The organism is Rhodanobacter sp. B05, assembly GCF_002001085.1.
Taxonomy (GTDB): domain Bacteria; phylum Pseudomonadota; class Gammaproteobacteria; order Xanthomonadales; family Rhodanobacteraceae; genus Rhodanobacter.
In genome coordinates, this window is sequence record NZ_MUNU01000019.1 from 301,872 (window position 1) to 324,680 (window position 22,809).

At 66.0% G+C, this 22,809-nt stretch carries 25 protein-coding genes; 9 read left to right on the forward strand and 16 right to left on the reverse strand.

Features of this window, described 5'->3' with window-relative positions; genetic code table 11:
- The first annotated feature begins 38 nt into the window (after nucleotides 1-38).
- Both B0E47_RS14960 and B0E47_RS14965 read left to right on the forward strand, forming a co-directional pair.
- Entirely contained in the window at nucleotides 39-695 is a 657-nt protein-coding gene (locus B0E47_RS14960) for a class I SAM-dependent methyltransferase (RefSeq protein WP_077515068.1), read from the forward strand.
- A gap of 162 nt (nucleotides 696-857) precedes the next feature.
- A complete protein-coding gene (locus B0E47_RS14965) occupies nucleotides 858-2,186 on the forward strand; it encodes a DEAD/DEAH box helicase (RefSeq protein ID WP_077515069.1) in 1,329 nt (442 codons plus the stop codon).
- A gap of 155 nt (nucleotides 2,187-2,341) precedes the next feature.
- Here the strand turns inward: B0E47_RS14965 and fghA are convergent, their stop codons facing one another.
- Entirely contained in the window at nucleotides 2,342-3,190 is an 849-nt protein-coding gene (fghA, locus tag B0E47_RS14970; RefSeq protein ID WP_077515070.1) for an S-formylglutathione hydrolase, read from the reverse strand.
- Nucleotides 3,191-3,337: 147 nt separating this feature from the next.
- Between fghA and B0E47_RS14975 the strand changes: the two genes are divergently transcribed.
- Nucleotides 3,338-5,296: a DEAD/DEAH box helicase gene (locus tag B0E47_RS14975; protein WP_077515071.1), complete on the forward strand. Its 1,959-nt coding sequence runs from the start codon at nucleotides 3,338-3,340 to the stop codon at nucleotides 5,294-5,296.
- A gap of 126 nt (nucleotides 5,297-5,422) precedes the next feature.
- Nucleotides 5,423-6,205, forward strand: a complete 783-nt coding sequence (locus B0E47_RS14980; RefSeq protein WP_077515387.1) for a class III extradiol ring-cleavage dioxygenase — start codon at nucleotides 5,423-5,425, stop codon at nucleotides 6,203-6,205.
- Nucleotides 6,206-6,283: 78 nt separating this feature from the next.
- Here B0E47_RS14980 and B0E47_RS14985 read toward each other — a convergent pair whose 3' ends face one another.
- Both B0E47_RS14985 and B0E47_RS14990 read right to left on the reverse strand, forming a co-directional pair.
- The gene (locus tag B0E47_RS14985; RefSeq protein WP_077515072.1) at nucleotides 6,284-6,670 is read right to left on the reverse strand and encodes a YkgJ family cysteine cluster protein; all 387 of its coding nucleotides are present in this window, start codon (nucleotides 6,668-6,670) and stop codon (nucleotides 6,284-6,286) included.
- 184 nt (nucleotides 6,671-6,854) lie between these two features.
- Nucleotides 6,855-7,721 carry a neutral zinc metallopeptidase gene (locus B0E47_RS14990; protein WP_077515073.1) on the reverse strand — a complete coding sequence of 289 codons (867 nt, stop codon included), beginning with the start codon at nucleotides 7,719-7,721 and terminating at the stop codon, nucleotides 6,855-6,857.
- 122 nt (nucleotides 7,722-7,843) lie between these two features.
- On the opposite strand from B0E47_RS14990, the gene B0E47_RS14995 reads away from it, so the two are divergent.
- Nucleotides 7,844-8,236, forward strand: coding sequence for an MAPEG family protein (locus B0E47_RS14995; RefSeq protein WP_077515074.1), 393 nt, complete (start codon nucleotides 7,844-7,846; stop codon nucleotides 8,234-8,236).
- A 1-nt stretch (nucleotide 8,237) separates the two neighbouring features.
- Here B0E47_RS14995 and B0E47_RS15000 read toward each other — a convergent pair whose 3' ends face one another.
- Nucleotides 8,238-9,014, reverse strand: coding sequence for a class I SAM-dependent methyltransferase (locus B0E47_RS15000; RefSeq protein ID WP_077515075.1), 777 nt, complete (start codon nucleotides 9,012-9,014; stop codon nucleotides 8,238-8,240).
- A 218-nt stretch (nucleotides 9,015-9,232) separates the two neighbouring features.
- Here B0E47_RS15000 and B0E47_RS15005 point away from each other — a divergent pair, with 218 nt between their 5' ends.
- A complete protein-coding gene (locus tag B0E47_RS15005) occupies nucleotides 9,233-10,072 on the forward strand; it encodes a CPBP family intramembrane glutamic endopeptidase (RefSeq protein ID WP_077515076.1) in 840 nt (279 codons plus the stop codon).
- Between the two features lie 2 nt (nucleotides 10,073-10,074).
- On the opposite strand, the gene B0E47_RS15010 is transcribed toward B0E47_RS15005, so the two are convergent.
- The 8 genes from B0E47_RS15010 to B0E47_RS15045 form a co-directional block, all read right to left on the reverse strand.
- Nucleotides 10,075-10,653 (reverse strand): Maf family protein, encoded by a 579-nt coding sequence (locus B0E47_RS15010; protein WP_077515077.1) that lies wholly within the window; start codon nucleotides 10,651-10,653, stop codon nucleotides 10,075-10,077.
- A gap of 132 nt (nucleotides 10,654-10,785) precedes the next feature.
- Entirely contained in the window at nucleotides 10,786-11,277 is a 492-nt protein-coding gene (locus B0E47_RS15015) for an ATP-binding protein (RefSeq protein WP_077515388.1), read from the reverse strand.
- 168 nt (nucleotides 11,278-11,445) lie between these two features.
- Entirely contained in the window at nucleotides 11,446-11,895 is a 450-nt protein-coding gene (locus tag B0E47_RS15020; RefSeq protein ID WP_077515078.1) for a GNAT family N-acetyltransferase, read from the reverse strand.
- A 68-nt stretch (nucleotides 11,896-11,963) separates the two neighbouring features.
- Nucleotides 11,964-12,434 (reverse strand): 23S rRNA (pseudouridine(1915)-N(3))-methyltransferase RlmH, encoded by a 471-nt coding sequence (gene rlmH / locus B0E47_RS15025; RefSeq protein ID WP_077515079.1) that lies wholly within the window; start codon nucleotides 12,432-12,434, stop codon nucleotides 11,964-11,966.
- Between the two features lie 182 nt (nucleotides 12,435-12,616).
- Nucleotides 12,617-13,003: a ribosome silencing factor gene (rsfS, locus tag B0E47_RS15030; RefSeq protein ID WP_077515080.1), complete on the reverse strand. Its 387-nt coding sequence runs from the start codon at nucleotides 13,001-13,003 to the stop codon at nucleotides 12,617-12,619.
- A gap of 87 nt (nucleotides 13,004-13,090) precedes the next feature.
- Nucleotides 13,091-14,173: a nitronate monooxygenase family protein gene (locus B0E47_RS15035; protein ID WP_077515081.1), complete on the reverse strand. Its 1,083-nt coding sequence runs from the start codon at nucleotides 14,171-14,173 to the stop codon at nucleotides 13,091-13,093.
- Nucleotides 14,174-14,175: 2 nt separating this feature from the next.
- On the reverse strand, nucleotides 14,176-14,844 hold the full coding sequence (locus B0E47_RS15040; RefSeq protein WP_139351497.1) for a DUF1345 domain-containing protein: 669 nt from the start codon (nucleotides 14,842-14,844) through the stop codon (nucleotides 14,176-14,178).
- 77 nt (nucleotides 14,845-14,921) lie between these two features.
- On the reverse strand, nucleotides 14,922-15,197 hold the full coding sequence (locus B0E47_RS15045; RefSeq protein WP_077515083.1) for a GNAT family N-acetyltransferase: 276 nt from the start codon (nucleotides 15,195-15,197) through the stop codon (nucleotides 14,922-14,924).
- Between the two features lie 144 nt (nucleotides 15,198-15,341).
- Here B0E47_RS15045 and B0E47_RS15050 point away from each other — a divergent pair, with 144 nt between their 5' ends.
- Complete coding sequence (locus B0E47_RS15050) at nucleotides 15,342-15,773, forward strand: OsmC family protein (RefSeq protein WP_305775353.1); 432 nt, start codon at nucleotides 15,342-15,344, stop codon at nucleotides 15,771-15,773.
- A gap of 1 nt (nucleotide 15,774) precedes the next feature.
- On the opposite strand, the gene B0E47_RS15055 is transcribed toward B0E47_RS15050, so the two are convergent.
- Nucleotides 15,775-16,860, reverse strand: coding sequence for a 3-deoxy-7-phosphoheptulonate synthase (locus B0E47_RS15055; protein ID WP_077515085.1), 1,086 nt, complete (start codon nucleotides 16,858-16,860; stop codon nucleotides 15,775-15,777).
- 236 nt (nucleotides 16,861-17,096) lie between these two features.
- On the opposite strand from B0E47_RS15055, the gene B0E47_RS15060 reads away from it, so the two are divergent.
- Both B0E47_RS15060 and B0E47_RS15065 read left to right on the forward strand, forming a co-directional pair.
- The gene (locus B0E47_RS15060; protein ID WP_077515086.1) at nucleotides 17,097-18,020 is read left to right on the forward strand and encodes an oxygenase MpaB family protein; all 924 of its coding nucleotides are present in this window, start codon (nucleotides 17,097-17,099) and stop codon (nucleotides 18,018-18,020) included.
- Between the two features lie 73 nt (nucleotides 18,021-18,093).
- Nucleotides 18,094-19,965, forward strand: a complete 1,872-nt coding sequence (locus B0E47_RS15065; protein WP_254422952.1) for a 3'-5' exonuclease — start codon at nucleotides 18,094-18,096, stop codon at nucleotides 19,963-19,965.
- A 42-nt stretch (nucleotides 19,966-20,007) separates the two neighbouring features.
- On the opposite strand, the gene B0E47_RS15070 is transcribed toward B0E47_RS15065, so the two are convergent.
- The 3 genes from B0E47_RS15070 to B0E47_RS15080 are packed head-to-tail and all read right to left on the reverse strand — an operon-like array spanning nucleotide 20,008 to nucleotide 22,652.
- The gene (locus tag B0E47_RS15070; RefSeq protein WP_077515088.1) at nucleotides 20,008-20,580 is read right to left on the reverse strand and encodes a hypothetical protein; all 573 of its coding nucleotides are present in this window, start codon (nucleotides 20,578-20,580) and stop codon (nucleotides 20,008-20,010) included.
- A 32-nt stretch (nucleotides 20,581-20,612) separates the two neighbouring features.
- Nucleotides 20,613-22,025, reverse strand: coding sequence for a DUF2235 domain-containing protein (locus B0E47_RS15075; RefSeq protein WP_077515089.1), 1,413 nt, complete (start codon nucleotides 22,023-22,025; stop codon nucleotides 20,613-20,615).
- Nucleotides 22,026-22,040: 15 nt separating this feature from the next.
- On the reverse strand, nucleotides 22,041-22,652 hold the full coding sequence (locus B0E47_RS15080) for a hypothetical protein (protein ID WP_254422953.1): 612 nt from the start codon (nucleotides 22,650-22,652) through the stop codon (nucleotides 22,041-22,043).
- Nucleotides 22,653-22,809 lie beyond the last annotated feature (157 nt).

The following is a 22,809-nucleotide window of genomic DNA, read 5'->3' on the forward strand; positions in this document are numbered from 1 at the left end:
CTGCTAGGCTGGCAACACCGTCACCAGGCAGGACGTGGATGGATCGCCACGCACGCCACCGCATTGCCAGCCGCTACGACGGCCATCTGCAACGCTGCTACGTGCGGGTCAAGCTGGCCAGCGACCCGGTGTACGCCGCCAGCAGCGCCGTGCTTGCCGGCAGCACCCTGCCCCTGCTCGACATCGGCTGCGGCATCGGCCTGCTCGGGCAATACCTGTATATGCAGGGCCACCGGGCGCCCTACCTCGGACTGGACCGCGATCCGCGCAAGATCGCCGCCGGACAACGCGCAGCGCAGCGCGCCGGGCTGGCAACGGTAGTCGACCTGCGCTGCGCGGACGCACTCGACCTTCCCCCGACACAAGGCAATGTCGCCCTGCTCGACGTATTGCATTACCTGCCGGCCACCGGCCAGCTCGCCTTGCTGCAGCAGGCCGCCCGACATCTGGCGCCGCAAGGTCGTTTGATCATCCGCAACGTGTTGCGCGAGGGAAACTGGCGCTTCCATGCCACCCGCGCCGAGGAGTTCCTGCTGCAGGCGTCGGGCTGGATACCCGGCGGCGCGCAGCATTACCCGAGTGCCAGCGAACTGCGCGAAGCACTCGAGGCTGCCGGCCTGCTCATGCGCATCGAAACGCTGCGCGGACGCACGCCATTCAACAGCTACCTGATCGAGGCACGGCACGCCCACTGAAGCGGCTGTTCAGCTTGATCCACCGCGGGTCAAGCGCGGCGCCGATGAATCGGCTATACTGCGCGGCGCAGTCGCCTTCGCGACCGCTGCGGCACACCGCCGCCCTTCTCCCCCTTGATTCGCAACACGGTATGAACACTCCGGGTTGCACAGGAGTGTTACATGTCTTTTGATTCGCTGGGCCTTGCGCCCGCGTTGTTGCGTGCGCTTGCCGATTACGGCTACACCCAACCCACCCCGATCCAGGCCGCGGCGATTCCGCCCGCACTGGAAGGCCACGACCTGCTCGCTGCCGCCCAGACCGGTACCGGCAAGACGGCCGCGTTCGCGCTGCCCTTGCTGCAGAAGCTGTCGACCAGCGGCCAGACCATGACCCGCCGTCCGCGCGCGCTGATCCTCACCCCGACCCGCGAGCTGGCCGCGCAGATCCACGAGAACATGCGCGACTACGGCAAGCACGTGCACGTCAGCGCCACCACCATCTTCGGCGGCGTCAGCATGGGCCCGCAGATCAACGCGCTGCGTCGTGGCGTGGACATCGTCATCGCCACCCCGGGCCGCCTGATCGACCACATGCAGCAGCGCACGCTGGATCTGTCCGCGGTGGAAACCCTGGTGCTGGACGAAGCCGACCGGATGCTCGACATGGGCTTCCTGCCGGCGCTCAAGCGCATCCTGCAGTCAGTGCCGAAGAAGCGTCAGACCATGCTGTTCTCGGCCACCTTCCCGCCGGCGATCAAGACGCTGGCGATGGAGTTCATGCACAACGCCCGCGAGATCTCGGTGTCGGCACCGAACACCGTGACCACCCTGGTCAGCCATCAGGTGCATCCGGTCGACGCCTCGCGCAAGCGCGACCTGCTGCTGCACGTGCTGTCGCAGGACAGCCGCCGTCAGAGCCTGGTGTTCAGCCGCACCAAGCACGGCGCCGACAAGCTGGTGACCTTCCTCAACGCGTCCGGCCTGCGCAGCGCCGCGATCCACGGCAACAAGAGCCAGAACGCCCGCACGCGCGCCCTCAGCGACTTCAAGAGCGGCCGCGTCACGGTACTGGTCGCCACCGACATCGCCGCGCGCGGCATTGATATCGAGCAGTTGCCGATCGTCATCAATTTCGACCTGCCCTCGGTGGCCGAGGACTACGTGCACCGTATCGGCCGTACCGGTCGCGCCGGCATGGAAGGCCTCGCGCTGTCGCTGGTCAGCCATGATGAAAGCGGCCTGCTGCACGACATCCGCAAGCTGCTCAAGCAGGACATCGCGATCAACCCGGTGGCTGGCTACGAGCCCTCCGCCCCGCTGCGCCTGGATGCCGGCGCGCCGCGCCCGAAGCAGGGTGGCGGTGGTCAGCGGCAGCAGTCGCGTGCGCCGCGACAGGGCAAACCTGCGGGCTCGCCCCGACCGAATGGCTACGCACCGCAAGGCCGCGGCGAGCACGCCGCCGGCAACCAGCGCCGCCGCTCGAACCATCGTCCGGCCGCCAAGGCCTGAGCCGAACCAGCGAAATTCAAATTGCCCCGCCAAGCGGGGCAATTTTTTTGTAGGAGCCCGCTCGCGGGCGATGCTTTTGTGTCGGGACTCGGGATGACCAGACGTTCGTCTGTTGAAAGCCGGGATTCGCAAAAGCATCGCCCGCGAGCGGGCTCCTACGGTAGATCCAGCGCTGCTGCGTGGTGGCGCAGATGGTCATCGATGAAGCTGGCGATGAACCAGTAGCTATGGTCGTAGCCGGGGTGCCGCCGCAGCAACAATTCCTGCCCCGCTTCGGCGCAGGCCTGGTCGAACAGTTCGGGCTTGAGCTGGGCTTCGAGGAACGGATCGGCCTCGCCCTGATCGATCAGGATCGTCCCCGGAAAGGCCTGCTGCCGCACCAGTTCGCAGGCGTCGTAACTGGCCCATGCCGCCGGATCATCGCCGAGATAGCGCGGCAGCGCCTTCCGGCCCCACGGCACTTGGCTGGGTGCAACGATGGGTGCGAACGCCGACACCGAGCGGTAGCGTGCGGGATGTTTCAGGGCGATGGTCAGCGCGCCATGCCCGCCCATCGAATGGCCGCAGATGCCGCTGCGCGACGTGTCGACCGGAAACTGCGTGGCGACCAGCGCCGGCAATTCGTCCGCCACATACGTGTGCATGCGAAAGCGCGCCGACCAAGGCGCGACGGTGGCATCGACGTAAAAGCCCGCGCCCTCGCCGAATTCCCAGTCGCCGGTGGCGCCGTCGAAGCCGGTGTCGCGCGGGCTGGTGTCGGGCATGACCAGCACCAACCCGAGCTCCGCCGCTAGCCACTGGGCGCCCGCCTTGATCGTGGCGGTTTCCTCGGTACAGGTCAGGCCAGCCAGGAAATACAGCGTCGGACAGGCCTGTCGCGCCGCTTGTGGCGGCTGGTACACGGCAAACCGCATCGGCCCGCCGCAGGCTCGCGAGGTGTGCCTGTAGAACCCCTGGACACCGCCATGCAGGCACTGTTCGGAAATCGTCTCGAGCTTTCCCATCTCCGGCCTCTCCGCGACAATCACGCAGACCCGAGCATAACCGCCGGAGGCGTTCAGCCCGCAGCACCACGCCACCGTGCCGGGACTGGTAGAATGCGCCGCCTGCGCGCCGCATTCCCGGCGTCGCCATGGTTCCGAGGTTTCCCCATGTCATCCCCCACTTCCGATCACGCCCCGGCTCCGTCCGGTTTCGGCGCGCTCGCACTGCACCCCGACGTTCTGCGCGTACTCGCCGATGTCGGCTATGAATCACCCTCGCCGATCCAGGCCGCGACGATCCCTCCGCTGCTCGAAGGCCGCGACGTACTCGGCCAGGCACAGACCGGCACCGGCAAGACCGCCGCGTTCGCGCTGCCGATCCTGTCGAAGATCAGCCCGCGCGCCGGCAAGCCGCAGGCGCTGGTGCTGGCGCCCACGCGCGAACTGGCGATCCAGGTCGCCGAAGCGTTCCAGCGTTACGCCGCGCACATCCCCGGTTTCCAGGTGCTGCCGATCTATGGCGGCCAGAGCTACGGCCCGCAGCTGCATTCGCTGAAGCGCGGCGTGCATGTCGTGGTCGGCACGCCGGGCCGCGTCATCGATCACATGGACAAGGGCACGCTCGACCTGTCCGAGCTGAAATACCTGGTGCTCGACGAAGCCGACGAAATGCTGCGCATGGGCTTCATCGACGACGTCGAGAAAGTGCTGCAGGCGACCCCGCCGCAGCGCCAGGTCGCGCTGTTCTCGGCCACCATGCCGACCCAGATCCGCAAGATCGCGCAGCGCCATCTGAAGGAGCCGGTCGAAGTCACGATCAAATCCTCCGCCACCACCACGCCGAACATCCATCAGCGTTACTGGTTCGTCAGCGGCATGCACAAGCTCGATGCGTTGACGCGCATCCTCGAAGCCGAACCGTTCGACGCGATGATCATCTTCGCGCGTACCAAGCAGGCCACCGAGGAACTGGCCGGCAAGCTGCAGGCGCGTGGCCTGGCCGCCGCCGCGATCAACGGCGACATCGCCCAGCCGCAACGCGAGCGGGTGATCCAGCAATTGAAGGACGGCAAGCTCGACATCCTGGTCGCCACCGACGTGGCCGCCCGCGGCCTCGATGTGGAGCGCATCAGCCACGTGTTCAATTACGACATCCCGTACGACACCGAAAGCTACGTGCACCGCATCGGCCGCACCGGCCGCGCCGGGCGCAGCGGCGAGGCGATCCTGTTCGTCAGCCCGCGCGAGCGCGGCATGCTCGGTGCGATCGAGCGCGCCACCCGCCAGCCGATCGAGCAGATGCAGCTGCCGTCGGTCGATGTGGTCAACGACGTGCGCATCGGCAAGTTCAAGCAGCGCATCAGCGACATGCTGGCGCAGGGCGATCTCGGCCAGTTCCAGCAACTGATCGAGCAGTACGAACAGGAGCACAATGTGCCGGCGATCGAGATCGCCGCCGCGCTGGCGCGCATCGCCCAGGGCGATCAGCCGCTGCTGCTGGCGCCGCCGCCGAAGCGCGAGAAATACGAGCCGGCCTCGCGCGAGCGGGTCGAACGCGCGACACCCCGCGAGCGCAGCAGCAGCGAGCGGCGCCCGCCGCATGCGCGCGAAGCCGCCGCGGCCGGCCACCCGGCGCGCGAATCGAGGCCCGCCGAACAGCGGCCACGCGAACACGCGGCGCATGACCGTGCTCCGCCGCGCGAGTTCGGCCATCGCCCGGTGCGCGCGCATGCCACCGAGGAAGGCAAGCGCACCTATCGCATCGAAGTCGGCCACGAGCACGGCGTGAAGCCGGGCAACATCGTCGGCGCGATCGCCAACGAGGCGGGGCTGGAAAGCCAGTACATCGGCCGCCTCAGCATCCGCGACCACTACAGCCTGATCGACCTGCCCGACGGCATGCCGAAGGAAGTGTTCGAGCACCTGAAGAAGGTCTGGGTGGTGCAGCAGCAATTGCGCATCCACGAGTGGGACGGCACCGACACCGGCACCAGCGCACCACCCGCGCACAAACCGGGCGGCTTCAAGAAGCCCGGCGGGTTCAAACCCGGCGGCCCGAAACCTGGCGGCGCCAAGTCCGGTGGTTTCAAACCACGGCACGGTGGCGGCAAGCCGCCGCACAAGTAAGTCGCAAGCCACTCGTCCGGGTCGCCCGGTCGTTTCGATCAGGCGACAGCATGTTTCCCGTGGGCACTGATGGAAAATACATTGGCGCCCATACTTCGCGGGTCACCTTCGCCAATGAAGAACGCCATGACCCGCCTGCCCAGTCTGTACATCTCGCACGGCTCGCCGATGACCGCGCTGCAACCCGGCCTGACCGGCGCGCGGCTGGCCGAGCTGGCTGCCTTGCTGCCGCGACCGCAGGCGATCGTCATCGCCAGCGCCCACTGGCTGTCACAGCGGCCGCAGGTGGGCAGCGCCACCGCACCGAAAACCATCCACGATTTCGGCGGCTTCCCCGCCGCACTGTACCAACTGCAGTATCCGGCGCCGGGCGCGCCGGTGCTGGCAGATCGCGTCATGCAACTGCTGGATCAGGCCGGCCTGGCACCCGTAGTCGATTCCGAACGCGGACTCGATCACGGTGCGTGGGTGCCATTGCGACTGCTGTATCCGGCGGCGGACATTCCGGTCGTGCCGGTTTCGATCCAGCCCGAACTCGGCCCCGCGCACCAGTACGCGCTAGGCCAGGCGCTGGCGCCGCTGCGTGACGAAGGCGTGCTGGTGATCGGCTCAGGCAGCATCACCCACAACCTGCACGACCTGCGCGCCGGCTACAGCGACGAACGGCAGGCCCCGTACGTGCAACCGTTCATCGCGTGGATCGAGCAGAAGCTCGCCGCTGGCGACATCGACGCCCTGCTCGACTATCGCCGACAAGCCCCGTTTGCCGAACGCGCGCATCCCACCGACGAACATCTGCTGCCGCTGTTCGTGGCCTTGGGCGCGGCCGGAGCGAATGCCCGTGCCGAGCGGATCGATGCCGGCATCGACATGGGCCTGCTGGCGATGGACATCTACCGCTTCGATTAAGCAGGTGGCACGGCGCGCCGCCGGCATATCGTTGCGTGTTGCAGGAGCGGTCTCAGCCACTCCTGCAAAAGTTCGGGCTCAGGCCGCCTGCGGCAGTGGCGGTTCGTCGGTGTCGTAGGGTTCGAGCCAGTCCTGCGGCGTCAGCACCGGCAATCCATGCGCGAGGCGCGCCTTGTCGCATTGCGGGCTGATCCTGCCGAATTCCCATGAGGGTTCCACCTCGCGACATACCGAGGGCCGCCGCGCGTAGATGCCGCAATGCGCTGCCACGCCCAAGGTGCCTTGCAGCGCCACGCAACGTGGCTGGGCGGCGTTGGTGCCGCGCATCGCCAGCCGATGCGGATCAAGCTTTTCGGTGAGTTCCGGCGGTACGCAGCCGCCAAGCGAAGGATCCGCTTCCGACCAGTGAAACCCCACACGAAAGAAAGCGCAACAGACGCCACAGCGCAGGCAGGGATGTTTCATCAGGTCGACCAGGGCGCACCCCGAGGTACGCAGAGGACGGATTCTAGAGCGTGGGAAGTCTTCTGTGCAGTGCCCGAGGGACGAATTGCAAAAGCGACCCCACCGTGTCCTCCCCCGCGTCCTCCCCTGCGATGCAGGAGAGGAAATGCGGAGCGTGCTCAACCAGGGTCGAGCGCTTGTGAACTCACGGCTCGCCGGCGAAGGTGTCGCACTGGTCCATGTTGCCGCTGCTGAAGCCGGTCTTGAACCACTTCACCCGTTGCGCCGAGGTGCCGTGGGTGAACGTATCCGGTCGCACCCGGCCTTGCGCCTGCTGTTGCAAGGTGTCGTCGCCGATATGGCTGGCCGCGTTGAGCGCCGACTCGATATCCCCGGGCTGCAGCCAGTTCAGCTCCTGCTGGCTGTGATTGGCCCACACGCCCGCGTAGCAGTCGGCTTGCAGCTCCTGTCGCACGGACAAGCCGTCGGCGCCGTCCATCGGCTGGCCCTGGCGTTGCAGTTGCTTCACGCGATCGAACACGCCGGTCAGCTTCTGCACGTGATGACCGACCTCGTGCGCAATCACGTAAGCGCGGGCGAAATCGCCGGAGGAGTGCAATTCATCCTGCAGTTGCTGGAAAAACGCCACGTCCAGATAGACCTTCTGATCGGTCGGACAGTAGAACGGCCCCACCGCCGTGGTGGCGCCACCGCAGCCGGTGCTCACGCCGCCGCTGAACAGGTGGAGCTTCGGATCGACGTAAGTCATCCCCTTCGCCTGGAAGATCTCGCCCCAGGTCACCTCGGTGGAATGCAGGATGGCGCTGACGAAGGCCTTCTGCTGCGGATCGACCTGGGCCGGCACGCCACTCTGGGTGGGAGCCGCGGATTGCACGCCGCCCTGATCCAGCAAGGCCAGCGGATTCTTGAAGAAGATCCAGCCCAGGATGGCCAGCACGATCAGGCCGCCCAGCCCCATCCGGCCACCGCCGCCGCCACCGAAACCCCGACCGCCGCCACCGCCATTGTCGACCTCGACGTTGTCGCTGCTGCCGCCTTTCTGCCAGTCCATAAGATTCCCCGCTCGTCAGATGCATCCGCCCCCGATGCCATGGCGTGACGATAGCGGCTTGATCGCCATCACGCCACGCCTGCCGTCCGGCTACATTAGACCAACCCCAACGAGGACATCCCATGACCCAGTTGCCCGCCCTGGTGACCCTGCTCACCGTACTCCTGCTGTTCGGCACCATGTGGGTCGTGGGCCATGCCCGCGGCAAGTACGGCATCAAGGCGCCGGCGACGAGCGGCCATCCGGCATTCGAACGCGCCTACCGCGTGCAGATGAACACGCTGGAGCAGACCGTGATGTTCCTGCCGACGCTGTGGCTGGCCGCAACCTATGGGTTCAGCGGCTGGGCCGGCATCGCCGGGCTGGTCTGGCTGCTGGGGCGGGCCTGGTATGCCCTGGTCTATCTGAAAGACCCGGCCAAACGCGGTCCGGGCTTTGCGTTGGGCATGCTTGGCTGGATCGCCCTGCTGGTGATGGCCGGCGTCGGCGTGGTGCGCGCCATGAGCGTGGGCTGAGTCAGCCCAATGACCCGGGCGCCACGGCGCTCAACGCCCATACCCGATGTGGCACCGCGAGCGGTTCCTGCGGATGGCGACTGGCCAGCATCGCGGCCAGTTCCGCATCGAAGCGTTTCACCTTCGCCTCGTCCAGCACCGCGCCGATCGCCGCACTGGCGCGGATGCGTCCGCGCCAGGCCTCGTGGCTGTACGGCACATCGAGGTCGAACGACCAGGTGCGCAACTCGGTGAAGCCCGCTTCGGCCACGTCCTTCAGCCAGGCCGGATACAACCCGCTGCCGCTGTGCAGCGTCCACGCGGGATTGCAGGAGAGGATCAGGCGTTCGGTGTCCTGCACGATGTTGCCGTTCAACGGCAGCCAGTCGAAATGGGCAATCAGCAAACGCCCACCCGGACGCAGCCATCCACGCACCAGTGCGGCCGTGCGCGCGCGGTCGAACCAGTGCCAGCACTGCCCGGCGGTGATCAGATCGAACGAGGCCCGGGCAAAGTCGGCATTCTCGACCCGCGCACGCACCTGCTTCACCTGCACGCCGGCGGCGCGATCCATCTCGGCAGCCTGCGCCAGCAGCGGTGCCGAGTGATCCAGTCCGGTGACCTCGCAACCGCGCAGCGCCAAGCCGCGGGCGACCGTGCCGGTGCCGGTGCCCAGATCGAGTACGGACTGACCGGGTCGCACCGTACCATCGCTGAAAAGGCGCTCGAAGAAGGCATCCGGAAATCCCGCACGATGGCGGGCGTAGTCGCTGGCAGTCTTGCCAAAGTCGATGGCCATTGCATCCCCCCACGAACGAATCCGTGCCGGGATGGTAGCGCGAACGTGCGACCCTGCAACGCCGAAGGTGACCATGCCCGCTGCGGGCACGCCTGCCACGCCAGTGACGATCGACCGATTGCACCCGATGGCGTCGACAGGCTAGCTTGCCGCATGCACGGAACGTCGGTGCGGATACGCGGTCACTGACGCGTCCTTGCCGCACGATCCGCTACCCCATGGATGTCCTGTCTATCGATACTCGCTCCACCCCGTTCGACACCCGACTGCCACCGGTTTTGCCGGCATTGGTGCGCGCACCCGGCGTGTGGACCGCCTTGGGCTGGATCACGCTCTATTTCGTGCTGCAACTGGCTGGCGGCACCCTGGCCGCCCTGGCATTGGCCATCGCCAGCGGCTCCCTTCACTCGTGGCAGGGCCTGCTGCATTTCGACGATGTCCTCGGCGCGATGCTGGAGCAGCCGGGCATGCAGTCGCTGCTGGCGATACTGACCCTCGCCGTCGCCGCCATCCCGATCCTCCTGCTGACCCGGCGACGCTGGCCGCGCCTGTGGCCGGTCGGGCGTCCGCCAGGTTTCGGTTTCGCCGCCCCGGCCACCTCACGTTATCTCTTGCTGGCGGTCGTGGTCGGCGTGCTCGCCACGATGCTCGGTGGCTGGTTGACGGATTGGCTGGCACACGGCCAGACCGTCACGCAGAACATCGAGCAACTCGGCAAAAGCACGTCACTGGGCTGGCGCATCCCGCTGGCGCTGATGGCGGTGAGTCTGGGCCCGCTGGTGGAAGAACTCCTGTTTCGCGGCGTCTTGCTGTCGGCCCTGCTGCAACGCTGGGGAAGCGCCACGGCGATCCTGCTCAGTTCCCTGCTGTTCGCCCTGATGCACCTGCCGGGGCTGAACTGGCAGGTGTTTGCCGTACCGAACCTGCTGTTGCTAGCCCTGGCGCTGGCCTGGCTGCGCCTGCGCTCGGAATCGATCTGGCCCAGCGTGCTGGCCCATGGAACCTACAACCTGATGGCCGTGGTCGCATGGTTCCTGGCCGCCCCCCTCGGCGGCTGAGATCAACCGCCGCGGGCAGCGAACCCGCGCAGCAACCGCGCCGTCTCGAACAACGGCAGTCCCATCACGCCGGAATAGCTGCCCTGCAGATGCTCGATCAGTGCCGCACCGCGGCCCTGGATCGCATAAGCACCCGCCTTGCCGAACGGCTCGCCAGTGGCTACATAGGCGGTAATCGCTGCCTCGTCCAGCGCGCCGAAGCGCACCCGGGACACACAGACATCGCCCCGCTCGCAACCATTCGCCACCAGCCACACCGCCGAGATCACCTCGTGCGTGCGTCCCGCCAGCCGACGCAGCATCGCCGCCGCATCCTCGGCATCGCGCGGCTTGCCGAACACCTCGCCGTCCAGCACCACCTCGGTATCCGCACCCAGCACCAGGGCCTTGCCCAGGTCAGCGGCAGCCAGCGCCCGCAGCCCGGCCTGCGCCTTGTCGCGCGCCACCCGTTCGACATAGGCCTGCGGCGTTTCATCGGGCGCACGCTGCTCCGGCACCTCCACATCGAGCACACGGAATGTCGCGCCGAGCTGGGCAAGCAACTCACGGCGACGTGGCGACTGCGAGGCCAGATGGAGCATGCACAAGCTTCCCGGGATCAGACGAAGTCCAAGGATAGCGGCGGCCCGTGGGATCTGGCGACTTGCTTCATGCTTGTGTCTGTTTGCGGCCAGAAACTGCCATTCCACGCAGCATTCCTTGCTCTCAGACTTTCAGCTGCGTTCGTGCCGCAAAATCATGAAGCTTTCTTCCGGGGTTGGCGCCACAAAGTAGCCAGACAGGAGATCGAAGGTGGCCTCGTCCTGTAACGGATCGCCTGGTTTAGCAAGCGCGCGCTCCTTGAGTTGGCGCTTGCAGACATCATCTGGGACGAGCAGAAGATGTAGCTCATGGGCGGCGCCCGACTGGTCGATCAGCTCACGGAACCAAACGCGCTGACTCACGGTATTGGCCGGGAAGTCGAGGACCACCGACATGCCTCGACGGAGCAGTGTACTAATGTGCCCGCGCAAGGCCTGCCGCACGCGACCCGCGCAGGACACGTAAGTTGCCAAATCCACAACGTCCTTCGGATAAAGATCGCGCAGAAAACCGTCCTCAGACAACAGCACGGCGGAGTTGTCCTCGGCTATCGCTCTTGCGAGCGTGGACTTGCCCGCACCCATCTTCCCGCACATGAAGTAAAGGACCGCTGTGGTGGCCATCGACATTCTTCCAAGAGGGTCCCCCGACTATACCGATTCGTTTCAGTCGCGTGCTCTCGGCATGGAGATTGGTTGGTTCGATGGCTGTCCTTCGTCAGCTCGCCTACCCGAAAGGAGCCGTTCGCGACCGGCAGCAACGGGTCGGTGACAGACAGTCAATCACCAGCACTACAGCACCAATCCATACTCGCAAAAGCCCTGATCGCGCCGCCACCCCAGGGACTCATAGAGCGTCTGAGCGGGCAGGTTGTCGAGCGCGGTGGACAACGACAAGCTGGCAGCGCCCAGGCCACGTGCGTGATCGGCAGCGGCGAGCAGCAGCGCCCTGGCCACGCCCTGTCGACGCGCCGACGCGACGACGAACAGGTCGTTGAGCAGGAAAGTGCGCACGGCGCGCACCGAGGAGAACAGCGGATAGAGCTGGGTGAAGCCCAGACCGGTGCCGCTGTCGTCGAGGGCGAGCAGGATTTCCGATTCGTGTCGGCTCAGTCGCTCGGACAGGAAGTTGCGTGCACGGGTCGGATCGGTAGCCTGCCGGTAGAACTGGCGGTAGCCGTCGAACAACGGGACCAGGACATCAAGGTCGGGGAACTTGGCGGGGCGAATCTGGAGCGTCATGGCGTCACCGGGGAACGGGGCAAGGCAGAAGCATAGATCGCCTTGCGACTCCCGTCGCCGTCCTGCCCTCAGGCGCGGTGGTAGGGATGCCCGGCGATGATCGTGGTGGCCCGATACAACTGTTCGGCGAGCACCAGCCGCACCAGCATGTGCGGCAGGGTCAACGGCCCCAGCGACCAGTGCTGGTCGGCGCGCGCCAGCACTTCGGGCGCATGGCCGTCCGGGCCGCCGATCAGGAACGCCACGTCGCGGCCGGCCATGCGCCACTTCGCCAGCTGCCCGGCCAGGTCCTCGCTGGACCAAGGCTTGCCGCGGCCATCGAGTGCGATCACATGACTGTCGTGCGGCAGGGCGGCGAGTATCGCCGCGCCTTCGTCCTGGATGGCCCTGGCATCGTCGCGACCCTTGCCGCGGTTGCCGGGTTTGAGCTCGACCAGTTCCAGCGGCAGCTCGTGCGAGAGCCGCTTGCGGTATTCGGCAAAACCCTCGGCGACCCAGTCGGGCATGCGTTCGCCAACCGCAATCAGTCGCGCGCGCATGAGCCCGCTTCAATAAAGAGAAACGCGCGCAGCGCCGCGTTCGCCTCCTCTCCCCTTTGGGGAGAGGATTGAGGTGAGGGGCCACTCTTGCGCGGAACCCGCATCAAACCCGTCCTTCAATCAACCATCCGGCAAGCAGCCACCCTCCAGGCACCTTCACCGCAGGGTGATAGGGGATGACTTCAGCCGGCTTGCGCCGCATCGATTTCATGCCCGTGGTCACCGACCGTCCACAACCGCTCCAGGCCGTAGAACTCGCGAATCCGCGGCAGCATCACGTGAACGATCACATCGCCCAGATCCACCAGCACCCACTCGCCTTCCTGCTCGCCTTCCACGCCCAGCGGCATCACGCCGGCTTTCTTCGCGTACCTGGCGACTTCGTCGGCGAGGGATTTGACGTGGCGTGCCGAGGTGCCGGAAGCGATCACCAGCAGGTCGGCGATGGAGGTCTTGCCGCGGACGTCGATTTCGCGAACGTCCTTGGCTTTCAGTTCTTCGAGTGCGTCGATGACGGACTTGCGCAGGGTGGCCGTGGTGACGGCCTTGTTCGTGCGGGCAGTGCTCAAGAGGATGGGCCTCGATGCGGGATTGCAGCGCAAAATGGCGCTGGCGCAGTATACCTTTCCGGCCGTCAAACGGCGTCCGGAACCTGCTCAGGACGCCAGCGTCCGTCTGGCCAGCCGATACTCGTGCATCAGACGCGCAACCAGTTCGGCGGCCGGCTGGGGTCGCACCAGGCCAGCGGCCTGCCCGCACCATTCGGACAGCAGATCGCCGCGCCCGGCCGCTGCTGCGGCCCTGCGCAGCGGCGCGGTGAGCGCGTTCAGCAGCGGATACGGCAGCCCTTGCGCCGGCTCCGGCATGGCTTCGACAAAGCGGTTGCGCAGGCCCCGCGCCGCGCGCCCGGAGAAGCTCCTGATGGTGGTGACCTGATGCTCCTCGGTCTGCAGCAGATCCTGTTTCCAAGCCGCCGCGGCCGAGCATTCGGGACAGGTGAGAAAGGCCGTGCCGAGCTGACTGGCTGCCGCGCCGAGGATTTCCGCCGCCAGCATGCCGCGGCCGTCCATGATGCTGCCGGCGGCGATCACCGGAACATCCCTGGCGCCCGCCGACAACGCACGTACCGCGAGCGGAAGCAGCGCGAACAGGCCGATCATCGCGTCTTCGGGCTGGTGCAGGAAGGTGCCGCGATGACCGCCAGCCTCAGCGCCCTGCACGCAGACGGCATCCGCGCCGGCCTCGGCCCAGGCGCGCGCTTCGGCCACCGTGGTCGCCGTTCCGATCAGGTAGATGTCGCGTAGCTGCAGCTCGCGCAACTGCGCCGGGCTGATCACGCCAAATGCAAAGCTGGCCACCGCCGGCTGCGCCTCGCACAGGGCTGCAAACTGATCGGAGAACCGTGGCGCCCAGCGCGCCGGCACACTGGTGCGGACATCGAGGCCCTCGCTTGCCATGAGTGCGTCCAACTGCTCGCGCGCCTTCGCCACGGCCACCATGTCGGCATCGAATTCATCCGGCAACACGAACAGACTGATCGCAAACGTCCGAGCGCCGAGCGCACGGATCTGCGCCGCCTGCTCGAGGATCGCCTGCGGCTCCAGGTAGCCGGCGCCGAGCGAACCCAGCCCGCCCGCATTCGACACGGCGGCTACCAGCGCCGGGGGTGTCGAGCCGGACATCGGCGCCTGGATCAGCGGATGCTCGATACCGAGACGGTTGGCAAATGGCGAGGTCACCCCTAGCTCCCCTGCCCCGCCACGATGTTCACCGTGATCGCGATGATGAACACATTGAAGAAGAACGCGATCACGCTGTGCAGCAGCACCACGCGGCGCAGGTAGCGGCTGGTGATCTGCACGTCGGACACCTGGAAGCACATGCCGATGACGATCGCAAAATAGACGAAGTCCCAGTAATCCGGCTGTTCGGTGCCGGGAAAATCCAGCCCGGTGTGCTTGTCGCCGAAATCACCGTAGAAGCCGTGCGCGTAATGGATCGCGAACATGGTGTTGAGGAACAGCCAACTCAGCACCACGCTGAGCGCCCCCACCGCCAGCGCCAGTACGCCACCGGCCTTGGCTGCATGCAGCTCATTGCTCAACGCCACCAGCACCACCGTCGACAGCACGATGCCGCTCCACAGCACGCCCCAGCGCCCGGTGTCCTGCGCCTGCGCCTGGCTGCGCATGTGACTCGTCGCAGCCTTGTTGAACAGCCGTGCCAGGATGCTCAGAAACACCACGGAAGCCAGATCGAACGCCAGCAGGATGGCGGTGGCCACGCGCAGCTTCATTTGCACCAGCACGGCACTGGCCACCAGGAAAATGATCAGCGAAATGATCATCCGCGGCCGTGACTTTACATAGTGGAATGGCCGCCAGCGACGCTTTTTCGGCGACGTCGTCATGCCTGTTTCATCGCTGCTCACGCAAGCCTCCATGGCGCAGCCATCGGCGCCGGCATGCGGCGATCATAACGGGAGTTTCAGGCGCACAGCGCGCGATATTCCGGGTGCCGCCCGATCCACACCGCGGCATACGAGCAGGCCGGTACCACTTTCCAGCCTTCGCGGCGCGCTGCCTCGAACGCCGCCTGCACCAGTGCCGATGCGACGCCGCGCCCACCGACGGCAGGCGGTACGCCGGTGTGGGTGATCGTCATCACCGCAGCCGCCAGTGTGTAGTCGAGTTCGCATTCGACGCCGTCCACCTGCGTCTCGAAGCGATGGGTGGCGCGATCGTGCCGGATGGAAAACGACATGTGGGTTCCACATTGACAGAGAAACTCCAAGCATACGGCGCGCATGGGGCAACCGCGTGTGAAGCCGGAGCGCCGATCCGTTCGCGCCAGCTGCATGAACCGTGCGGCATAGTGCGCGCTTGTCCGCCATCGCCAAACAGGAGCATTGCCATGAAGAAATCCGCATCCGCCCACTGGTCCGGCGGCATCAAGGATGGCCAGGGCACGATCTCGACGGATACCAAGGTGCTGCGCGAAGCGCCGTACGGCTTCAAGTCACGTTTCGAGGACGGTCCCGGCACCAATCCGGAGGAACTGATTGCCGCTGCGCACGCTGCCTGTTACTCGATGGCGCTGTCGCTCGGGCTGGGCAACGTCGGACTCACTGCCGACAGCATCGACACCAAGGCAGTGGTGACGCTGGACAAGGATGGCGACGGCTTCTCCATCACCGCCGTGCAGCTCACCTGTGAGGCGAAGGTGCCCGGCGCCGACGCGGCGACGTTCGAGCAGATCGCGCAGGCGACCAAACTGGGCTGCCCGGTCTCCAAGGTGTTGAAAGCCGCGATCACACTGGACGCACGCCTGAAAAACTGACTCAGGCGGCCACCTCCGCGCAAAGCAGGGACGCCGCGACGCAGCGGCGCTGGCGTACCGCCTGCGCCAGCCGTTGCAGCACCTGCACCGAGCTGTCCCAGTCGATGCAGCCGTCGGTGATGCTCTGGCCGTAGCGCAGCGGCTGGCCCGGCTGCAGTTCCTGGCGCCCGCCGAGCAGGTGGCTTTCCACCATCACGCCGAGGATGCGTCGCTCGCCGGCGGCTATCCGCATGGCAAGGTCCTCGACCACCTTCGGCTGGTTCTCCGGGTTCTTGCCGCTGTTGGCGTGGCTGGCATCGATCATTACCCGGGGGCGCAGGCCGGCCTTGTCGATCGCCGCACAGGCGGCATCGACGCTGGCCGCATCGTAATTCGGCGCCTTGCCGCCACGCAGGATCACGTGGCAGTCGCCATTGCCGCTGGTGGTGGCGACGGCGACCTGGCCGCCCTTGGTCACCGCCATGAAATGATGCGATTGCGACGCGGCCTGCACCGCGTCGACCGCGATCTTCACGTTGCCGTCGGTGCCGTTCTTGAAACCGACCGGGCACGACAGCCCCGAGGCCAGCTCGCGATGCACCTGGCTTTCGGTGGTGCGCGCACCGATCGCGCCCCAGGCCACCAGGTCCGCGATGTATTGCGGCGTGATCATGTCGAGGAATTCGCAGCCGGCCGGCACACCCAACGCATTGATGTCGCACAACAGGCCCCGCGCCAGCCGCAGGCCCTTGCCGATGTGGAAGCTGCCGTCCAGGTCGGGATCGTTGATCAGGCCTTTCCAGCCGACCGTGGTGCGTGGCTTCTCGAAATACACCCGCATCACGATCTCCAGCGCATCGCCCAGCTCACGGCGCAGCGGCGCCAGCCTCCCCGCATACTCCAGCGCCGCGCGCGTGTCGTGGATCGAGCACGGTCCGATCACCACCACCAGCCGGTCGTCGCGGCCGTTGATGATGGCGTGCAGCGATTGACGCGAGGCGTCCACCGTGGCGATCGCCGCCACCGTGGCCACGCAGTCGCGCATGACCTCGGCCGGCGTGCTGAGTGGGGTAATGACGCTGATGCGCAGGTCGTCGGTGGCGTGCATGGCGGCTGTCCTGATGGTTTTCGGATGGCGGCCAACAAAAAACCGCCAGGGATGCTGGCGGTTCGGTGTGATGGTGTCGATCAGTTCATGTCGATCGCGCGCACGCCGCCGCCGGTGGCTTCGGATAGCCGTAAAACCAGAAATACAGGCGGGTGGTGGCGGAGTGCATGGCGCCATTGATAGCACAACAGACGTCCAAATCAAACTGGCCATGATCCGGGCGATAGACTGGGCGCATGCCCTCGCCTTTCGAACTGTTGACCCGCCCCGCCCGCGAACCCCTGCGTCGCTGGGTGCTGAGTGCGTTCCCGCGCGCCGATACCGGCAGCCTCGACTACGACCACCCGCCGGGCGACCCGGGCCTGTTCGGCCCGCGCAGTGCCACCTGGCGGGTGCACGCCGACTTCCCCGGCATGCTGGCCGGCGGCCTCGCCGCGCTGACCCTGCAGACCCTGCACCCGCGGGCGCTGGCCGGCGTATGGGATCACTCCAATTTTCGTGGCGATCTGCTGGGCCGGCTGCGTCGGACGACAGCCTTCGTCGGCGGCACCACCTACGCGCCTCGCGCCCAGGCCGCGGCATTGATTGCACACGTGCGGCAGATCCATGGCCACATCGTCGGGCACGCCGAGGATGGCCAGCCGTACTCGGCCAACGACCCCCATCTGCTGACCTGGGTGCACGTGAGCGAGGCGTATAGTTTCCTGCAGGGTTACCGCCGCTACAGCCACATCGCCTTGCCGCCGGATGCCGCCGACCGCTACTACGGCGAAGTGCGGCGGATCGCCGAGTTGCTCGGTGCACGCGACGTGCCAGCCTCCGAACACGAAGTTTTCGATTACTTCCGCCGGATTCGGGCCGAACTGGCCTATACCGGGCGCTCGCGGGTGGTACTCGGCCTGCTGGCGCAGGTGCGCCTGCCGGTGCCGGCAGCCGGTCCGTCGCGCGATCTGTTCCTGCTCGCAGGCAACGCCCTGCTGCCGGACTGGGCCAAGACGATGCTCGAGCACACCCCGCGGCAGCGGCGCCAGGCTCGATTCGCTGCCCGCGCGCTATGGTCGATCGCGCCGGTGTTCCGCGCCGCGTTGCGCGACGGCATCGCCAGCCGCGCCTGCCGGCGCATGGATATCCCGCCGGAGCAGCTGCAGCGCTGGACATAGGGCTAGCGCACTGGCATTGACAGCCCCGCTGCATCGGCTAACGTCGTCCGGCACGCACCAGTCAGGGGTCTCCGTGGCGACACTCATTCCCACCCGCAACAGCTGCCTGCCACGCATGACCGGTGGCGAGAAGCGCGTCTCCGAGCGACTGGAACAGAAGCTCGAGGACGACTACCTGCTGTGGTACGACGTGCCGATCGGCGTGCGCCAGCGGCATCCGGACTTCGTGGTGTTCCACCCGCGTCGCGGCCTGCTGGTGCTGGAGGTGAAGGACTGGAAGGCCGACACCATCCGCCATGCCGACAGCACCCAGTTCACCCTGGTCACCGAACGCGGCCTGGTGAAGGAGAACAACCCGTTGCTGCAGGCGCGCGCCTATGCGCTGGAAATCGGCGTGGTACTGGAACGCGATCCGGCGCTGCGCCATCCGGAAGGGTCACGCCATGCCGGCAAACTGATCATGCCGTGGGGCTGGGGTGTGGTGTTGGCCAACATCACCCGCAAGCAGTTCGACGAAGGCGCGCTGGGTGAGGTCGTGCCCGAGCACTTGGTGATCTGCCGCGACGAGCTTTACGAAACGGTCGAGACCGAAGCCTTCCAGGAGCGCCTGTGGGCAATGTTCCCACAGGTGTACCCGGTGGCGCTGACCCTGCCGCAGATCGACCGCGTGCGCTGGCACCTGTTCCCCGAACTGCGGGTGGAACCCGGCAGCGGCCAGTTCGGCCTGTTCGGCCCCACCGACGACGCGGTGCGACCGCTGGAAATCCCCGACCTGATCAAGGTAATGGACGCGCAGCAGGAGCAACTGGCGCGCTCGATCGGCGGCGAGCACCGGATCATCCACGGCGTTGCCGGCTCGGGCAAGACGATGATCCTGGGCTTCCGCGCAATGCAGCTGGCACGCGAAATGGGCAAGCCCATCCTGGTGCTCTGCTACAACAAGACGCTGGCGGCGCGGCTGGAACAGCTGATCGGCGAGCGCGGGCTGAGCGAGAAAGTGCAGGTCTACAACTTCCACAAGTGGTGCCGCAAGATGCTGGTGGCCTACCACGTCGACCTGCCCGCCCAAGGCAGCAAGGACTTCTTCGAACAGATGGTGCTGCGGGTGATCGACGGCGTGGATCGGGGACAGATCCCGCGCTTCCAGTACGGCGCCGTGCTGGTCGACGAAGGCCACGATTTCGAGCCGGACTGGTACAAGCTGATCGTGCAGATGATCGACCCGGCGACCAACTCGCTGCTGGTGCTGTACGACGACGCGCAGAACATCTACGGCAGCACCGAGCGGCGCAAGATCAGCTGGAAGAGCCTCGGCGTGCAGGCGCAGGGGCGCACCACCATCCTCAAGCTCAACTACCGCAACACGCTGGAAATCCTCTCGGTGGCGCGCGTGTTCGCGCAGGACCTGCTGAAATCGCGCGGCGACGACGACGATGGTGTGCCGCTGATCGCGCCGGAAAGCGCCGGCCGCCGCGGCGCGGTGCCCGAGCTGGTGCGCACCGACACCGCACGCGCCCAACTCGACGTGCTGATCGCGCGGCTGCGCGACGAGCACGCACGTGGCCGCCCCTATTCCGACATGGCGGTGCTCTACCGCAACCAGTGGGAAGGCGAAAAGCTGCACGAAATCCTGCAGGGCCTCGCCATCCCCAGCCGCCTCGCCGACAACGCCGGCAAGCAGACCCTGTTCGTGGTCGAGGACAGCGTCAAGCTGGTCACGATGCATTCGAGCAAGGGCCTGGAGTTTCCGTTCGTGATCATCCCCGGCCTCGGCTCGCTGCCCAAGGAAGGCCAGCGCGAAGCCGACGAGGCGCGCCTGCTCTACGTGGCGATGACCCGCGCCACCGAACACCTGCTGCTGATCCACCACGACGACTCGGTGTTCTCCAAGCGCATCCGCGACTCGATCAACGAAGTGCAGGTGCAGCTGAAGGGCGATCAGTGACGCGCCGACACGCCACACCGGCGTCCTGCTCGACGGCGCATCTCAACGCGGCCTGACCGGCAGGTACTGCCGATTCTCGCCATAGCGCGCGCCGCGGGTATCCACGTTCGCGCACAGCTTGCCGTTGCCGCACAAAGTGACATCGGCGCCGTTGTAGGCTTTCAGCAGTTCGGCGGAAAGCTGGTTGTCGCGGATCACCCGGGTGTAGTGCAGCGACAACCACGCGCCGCCGGCAAGCAGCAACGCCAGCGCAAGCACGACGGCGCCCGTGGCCTTCCATATCAACTGGCGATGCAGCCGTTGCAGCCGGCCGATCTGGCCGGCCAGTGCCTGCGACGCTTTCTCGACATCGTGGCCCGCGGCGTCCAGGCGCTGCCGGTAGTCACCGATCGACTGCCCGAGGCCGTTGCGCATGACCGATCCCATCTCGGCGGGCAGCGTCTGCAGCACGCCATCGGCGGACATCTTGACCACCAGCGGAAGCTGTCGGGTCAGGCTCTGCAGCGTGTCGCCCAGGGCTTGCAGGCGCGCGTCGATGGCTTCGCCCCGGCGCTCGTATTGCGCCATCAGGGTCGCGGTCTTGTCGATCAAGGTGGTCAATTCGTCCTGTTGCATGGCGTCGCTCCCTGATGGCCGGTTGATCGTGCTCAGTGCTGCATGACCGGACCTTGCACGGACTGCAGCAGCGGCGGTGCCGGCATCGCCTGCTGTTGTGCCGCCTGCTGCTCCAGCCATTGGGCTTGCTCGGCCGCGCGTTCGAGCATGTTGCGGCCGGCATTGCCATAGGCCAGCGTCTGGTTCTCGCGACTGAAGGTCGCCCAGTCGTTCGCCTGCCCCGCCACCAGCAGGCGGTCGAGTCGCATCGACAAATCACTGACCGGCGCCTCCCGCGTCGACTCCGGCGTCACCGTTTGCGCACCGGCCTTCACCACCTGCCGCTCGAACTGCCGGTTCAATACCTCGTCGCGCGGCTCGGCGTTGTACGGATCGCTGACGTGTCCGGCCTCGCGCCTGGGCACCAGCAACTCGTTGTAGCCATCCGGGCTGAGTCGATCGATCTTGTGGCCGAGCCGATAGATCAGCATGCCGTCTTCCGAACGGTGCACCACGTTCAGGCGCGGGTCGTCGGGCACCGCCTGCAGCTCGAGGAACGGCCGGTCGCTAAAGGCATTGAGATAGTCGATCATCAGGTTGTCGCTGCGAATGGCCAGGCCGTCGCGGTGGTAGCTGCCACCGACATCCGAATGCACCCCGGCCACGACCACACCCAGGAACCGCCCGTCCGGCGTCATGCCCGGATCGATGATGCGATCGGACTTGAACAAGCCACGCCGCTCGTCCGCGGAAATGATCTGGAACCCGGAAATCACCGACGGCGGCAGGCGGCGGTCATGATCCCGCACCGGCTCGCCAGTACCCACCGCATCGAACAGGCCCACCGCCTGCGCTACCTGACCGGGAGCGACCAGTGGGGGCCTGGTGTATTCGACGTGGGTGATCTGACCATCTCGGTCGAGAGTGTAGTGTGCACCTGCCGGATCCTGTATGCCCCGCTCGTGCACCAGCCGCGCGAACCCGGCTGCCTGCTCCGAACCCCGACTGAATCCAATGTCGGCAATGCGGATTTCGGCCTGGGGGTCCTCGGCGCGCCATTGCTTGGCTTTCTCGATGAACAGTTGGTACATCTTTTCGATGCGTTCGTCGTAGGTATTGCCGTCGATACCATCCAGGGTGCGGGCAAGATAGTGGTCTTGCGTGCCGGGACCGGGAACGTAGCCTGCCGAAATCTGCCTGTTACCGCCCTCTAATATCTGTTTGTGCAGTTTCGCGATATTGGTTGCGTGCTGAGGATCCTTGTAGACATCGTTGCCGGTGCCGTCGAACGCGGCAACATACAAGTACTCGTGCGGGTTGCCCGCGTGCACCAACACAGGCGTCTGGAAGCGCGACAACGCATCAGCCGCATCGACGTAACTCTGCAATCGCCTTGCATCAGCCTCGTAATACGGCACGCCGTCATTGCGGATTCCGTCCTTGTCCAGCTTGTCCTCGTGGCTCATTCCGTTGCTCCCGGATCAATAGGCGTGCGTCCAGACAAGGAACAGGTCGTTCCGGAAATTACTGTCCTTGTTTCCCGGTATCTGTTCCGTCCTCGTCGGAATGAACATTTTCGTATAGACATTGATCGTGTGGTCGTTCACCTCCAGGAAAATGCTGGGGTCACCCGCTACTGGGCCGCTGAAGAAATCGGCCATGTCCGACTTTGGCACTTTGTGCCAGATCAGCTTGTCCTTAAAAATCGCGGCCATGTCCACCTTGGCCTCGTGTTGCACACCGTCCAGCGACTTCCACCTAACTTCTGCGGGAGGAGGAAAGTTGTGAATATCAATCTCTACCGAGTCCCAGAGCTCCTTTCGGTACTTCGGAGATGGAGGCGGAGGCGCCACTTGGTCTGCACCGTCCTCTTGTTGATATCGACCGTTGTAGATCACCTGACACCCAATGGTGTTGTAGCAATGTGCCGCAAAGTTGTGACTCGCGAACCGCAGCGGCACCGCAAGCGTTTCCGGTGGTGGCTGGATCTTTGAGGGTTGGGTGGACATGGCGGGGTGGCATCCTGTCGTCAGTGCAGCGGCAATCACGATCAAGGGAAGTACGCGGTGGCGCATGGGCTTCCGTCGGCGCATGGGGCTCTCCTGCCTCAACCTGCAAACGCCGTCGAATGTACGGCTCCACGGTGCAGCGTGCAACGCGCCGGTCGACAAATTACCGAATCCATCAAGTTCCGCGGCTTGCGCCCACAGCCTCGTTGGGCTTGTGCCCACGGCGCCACTGCTTGATACA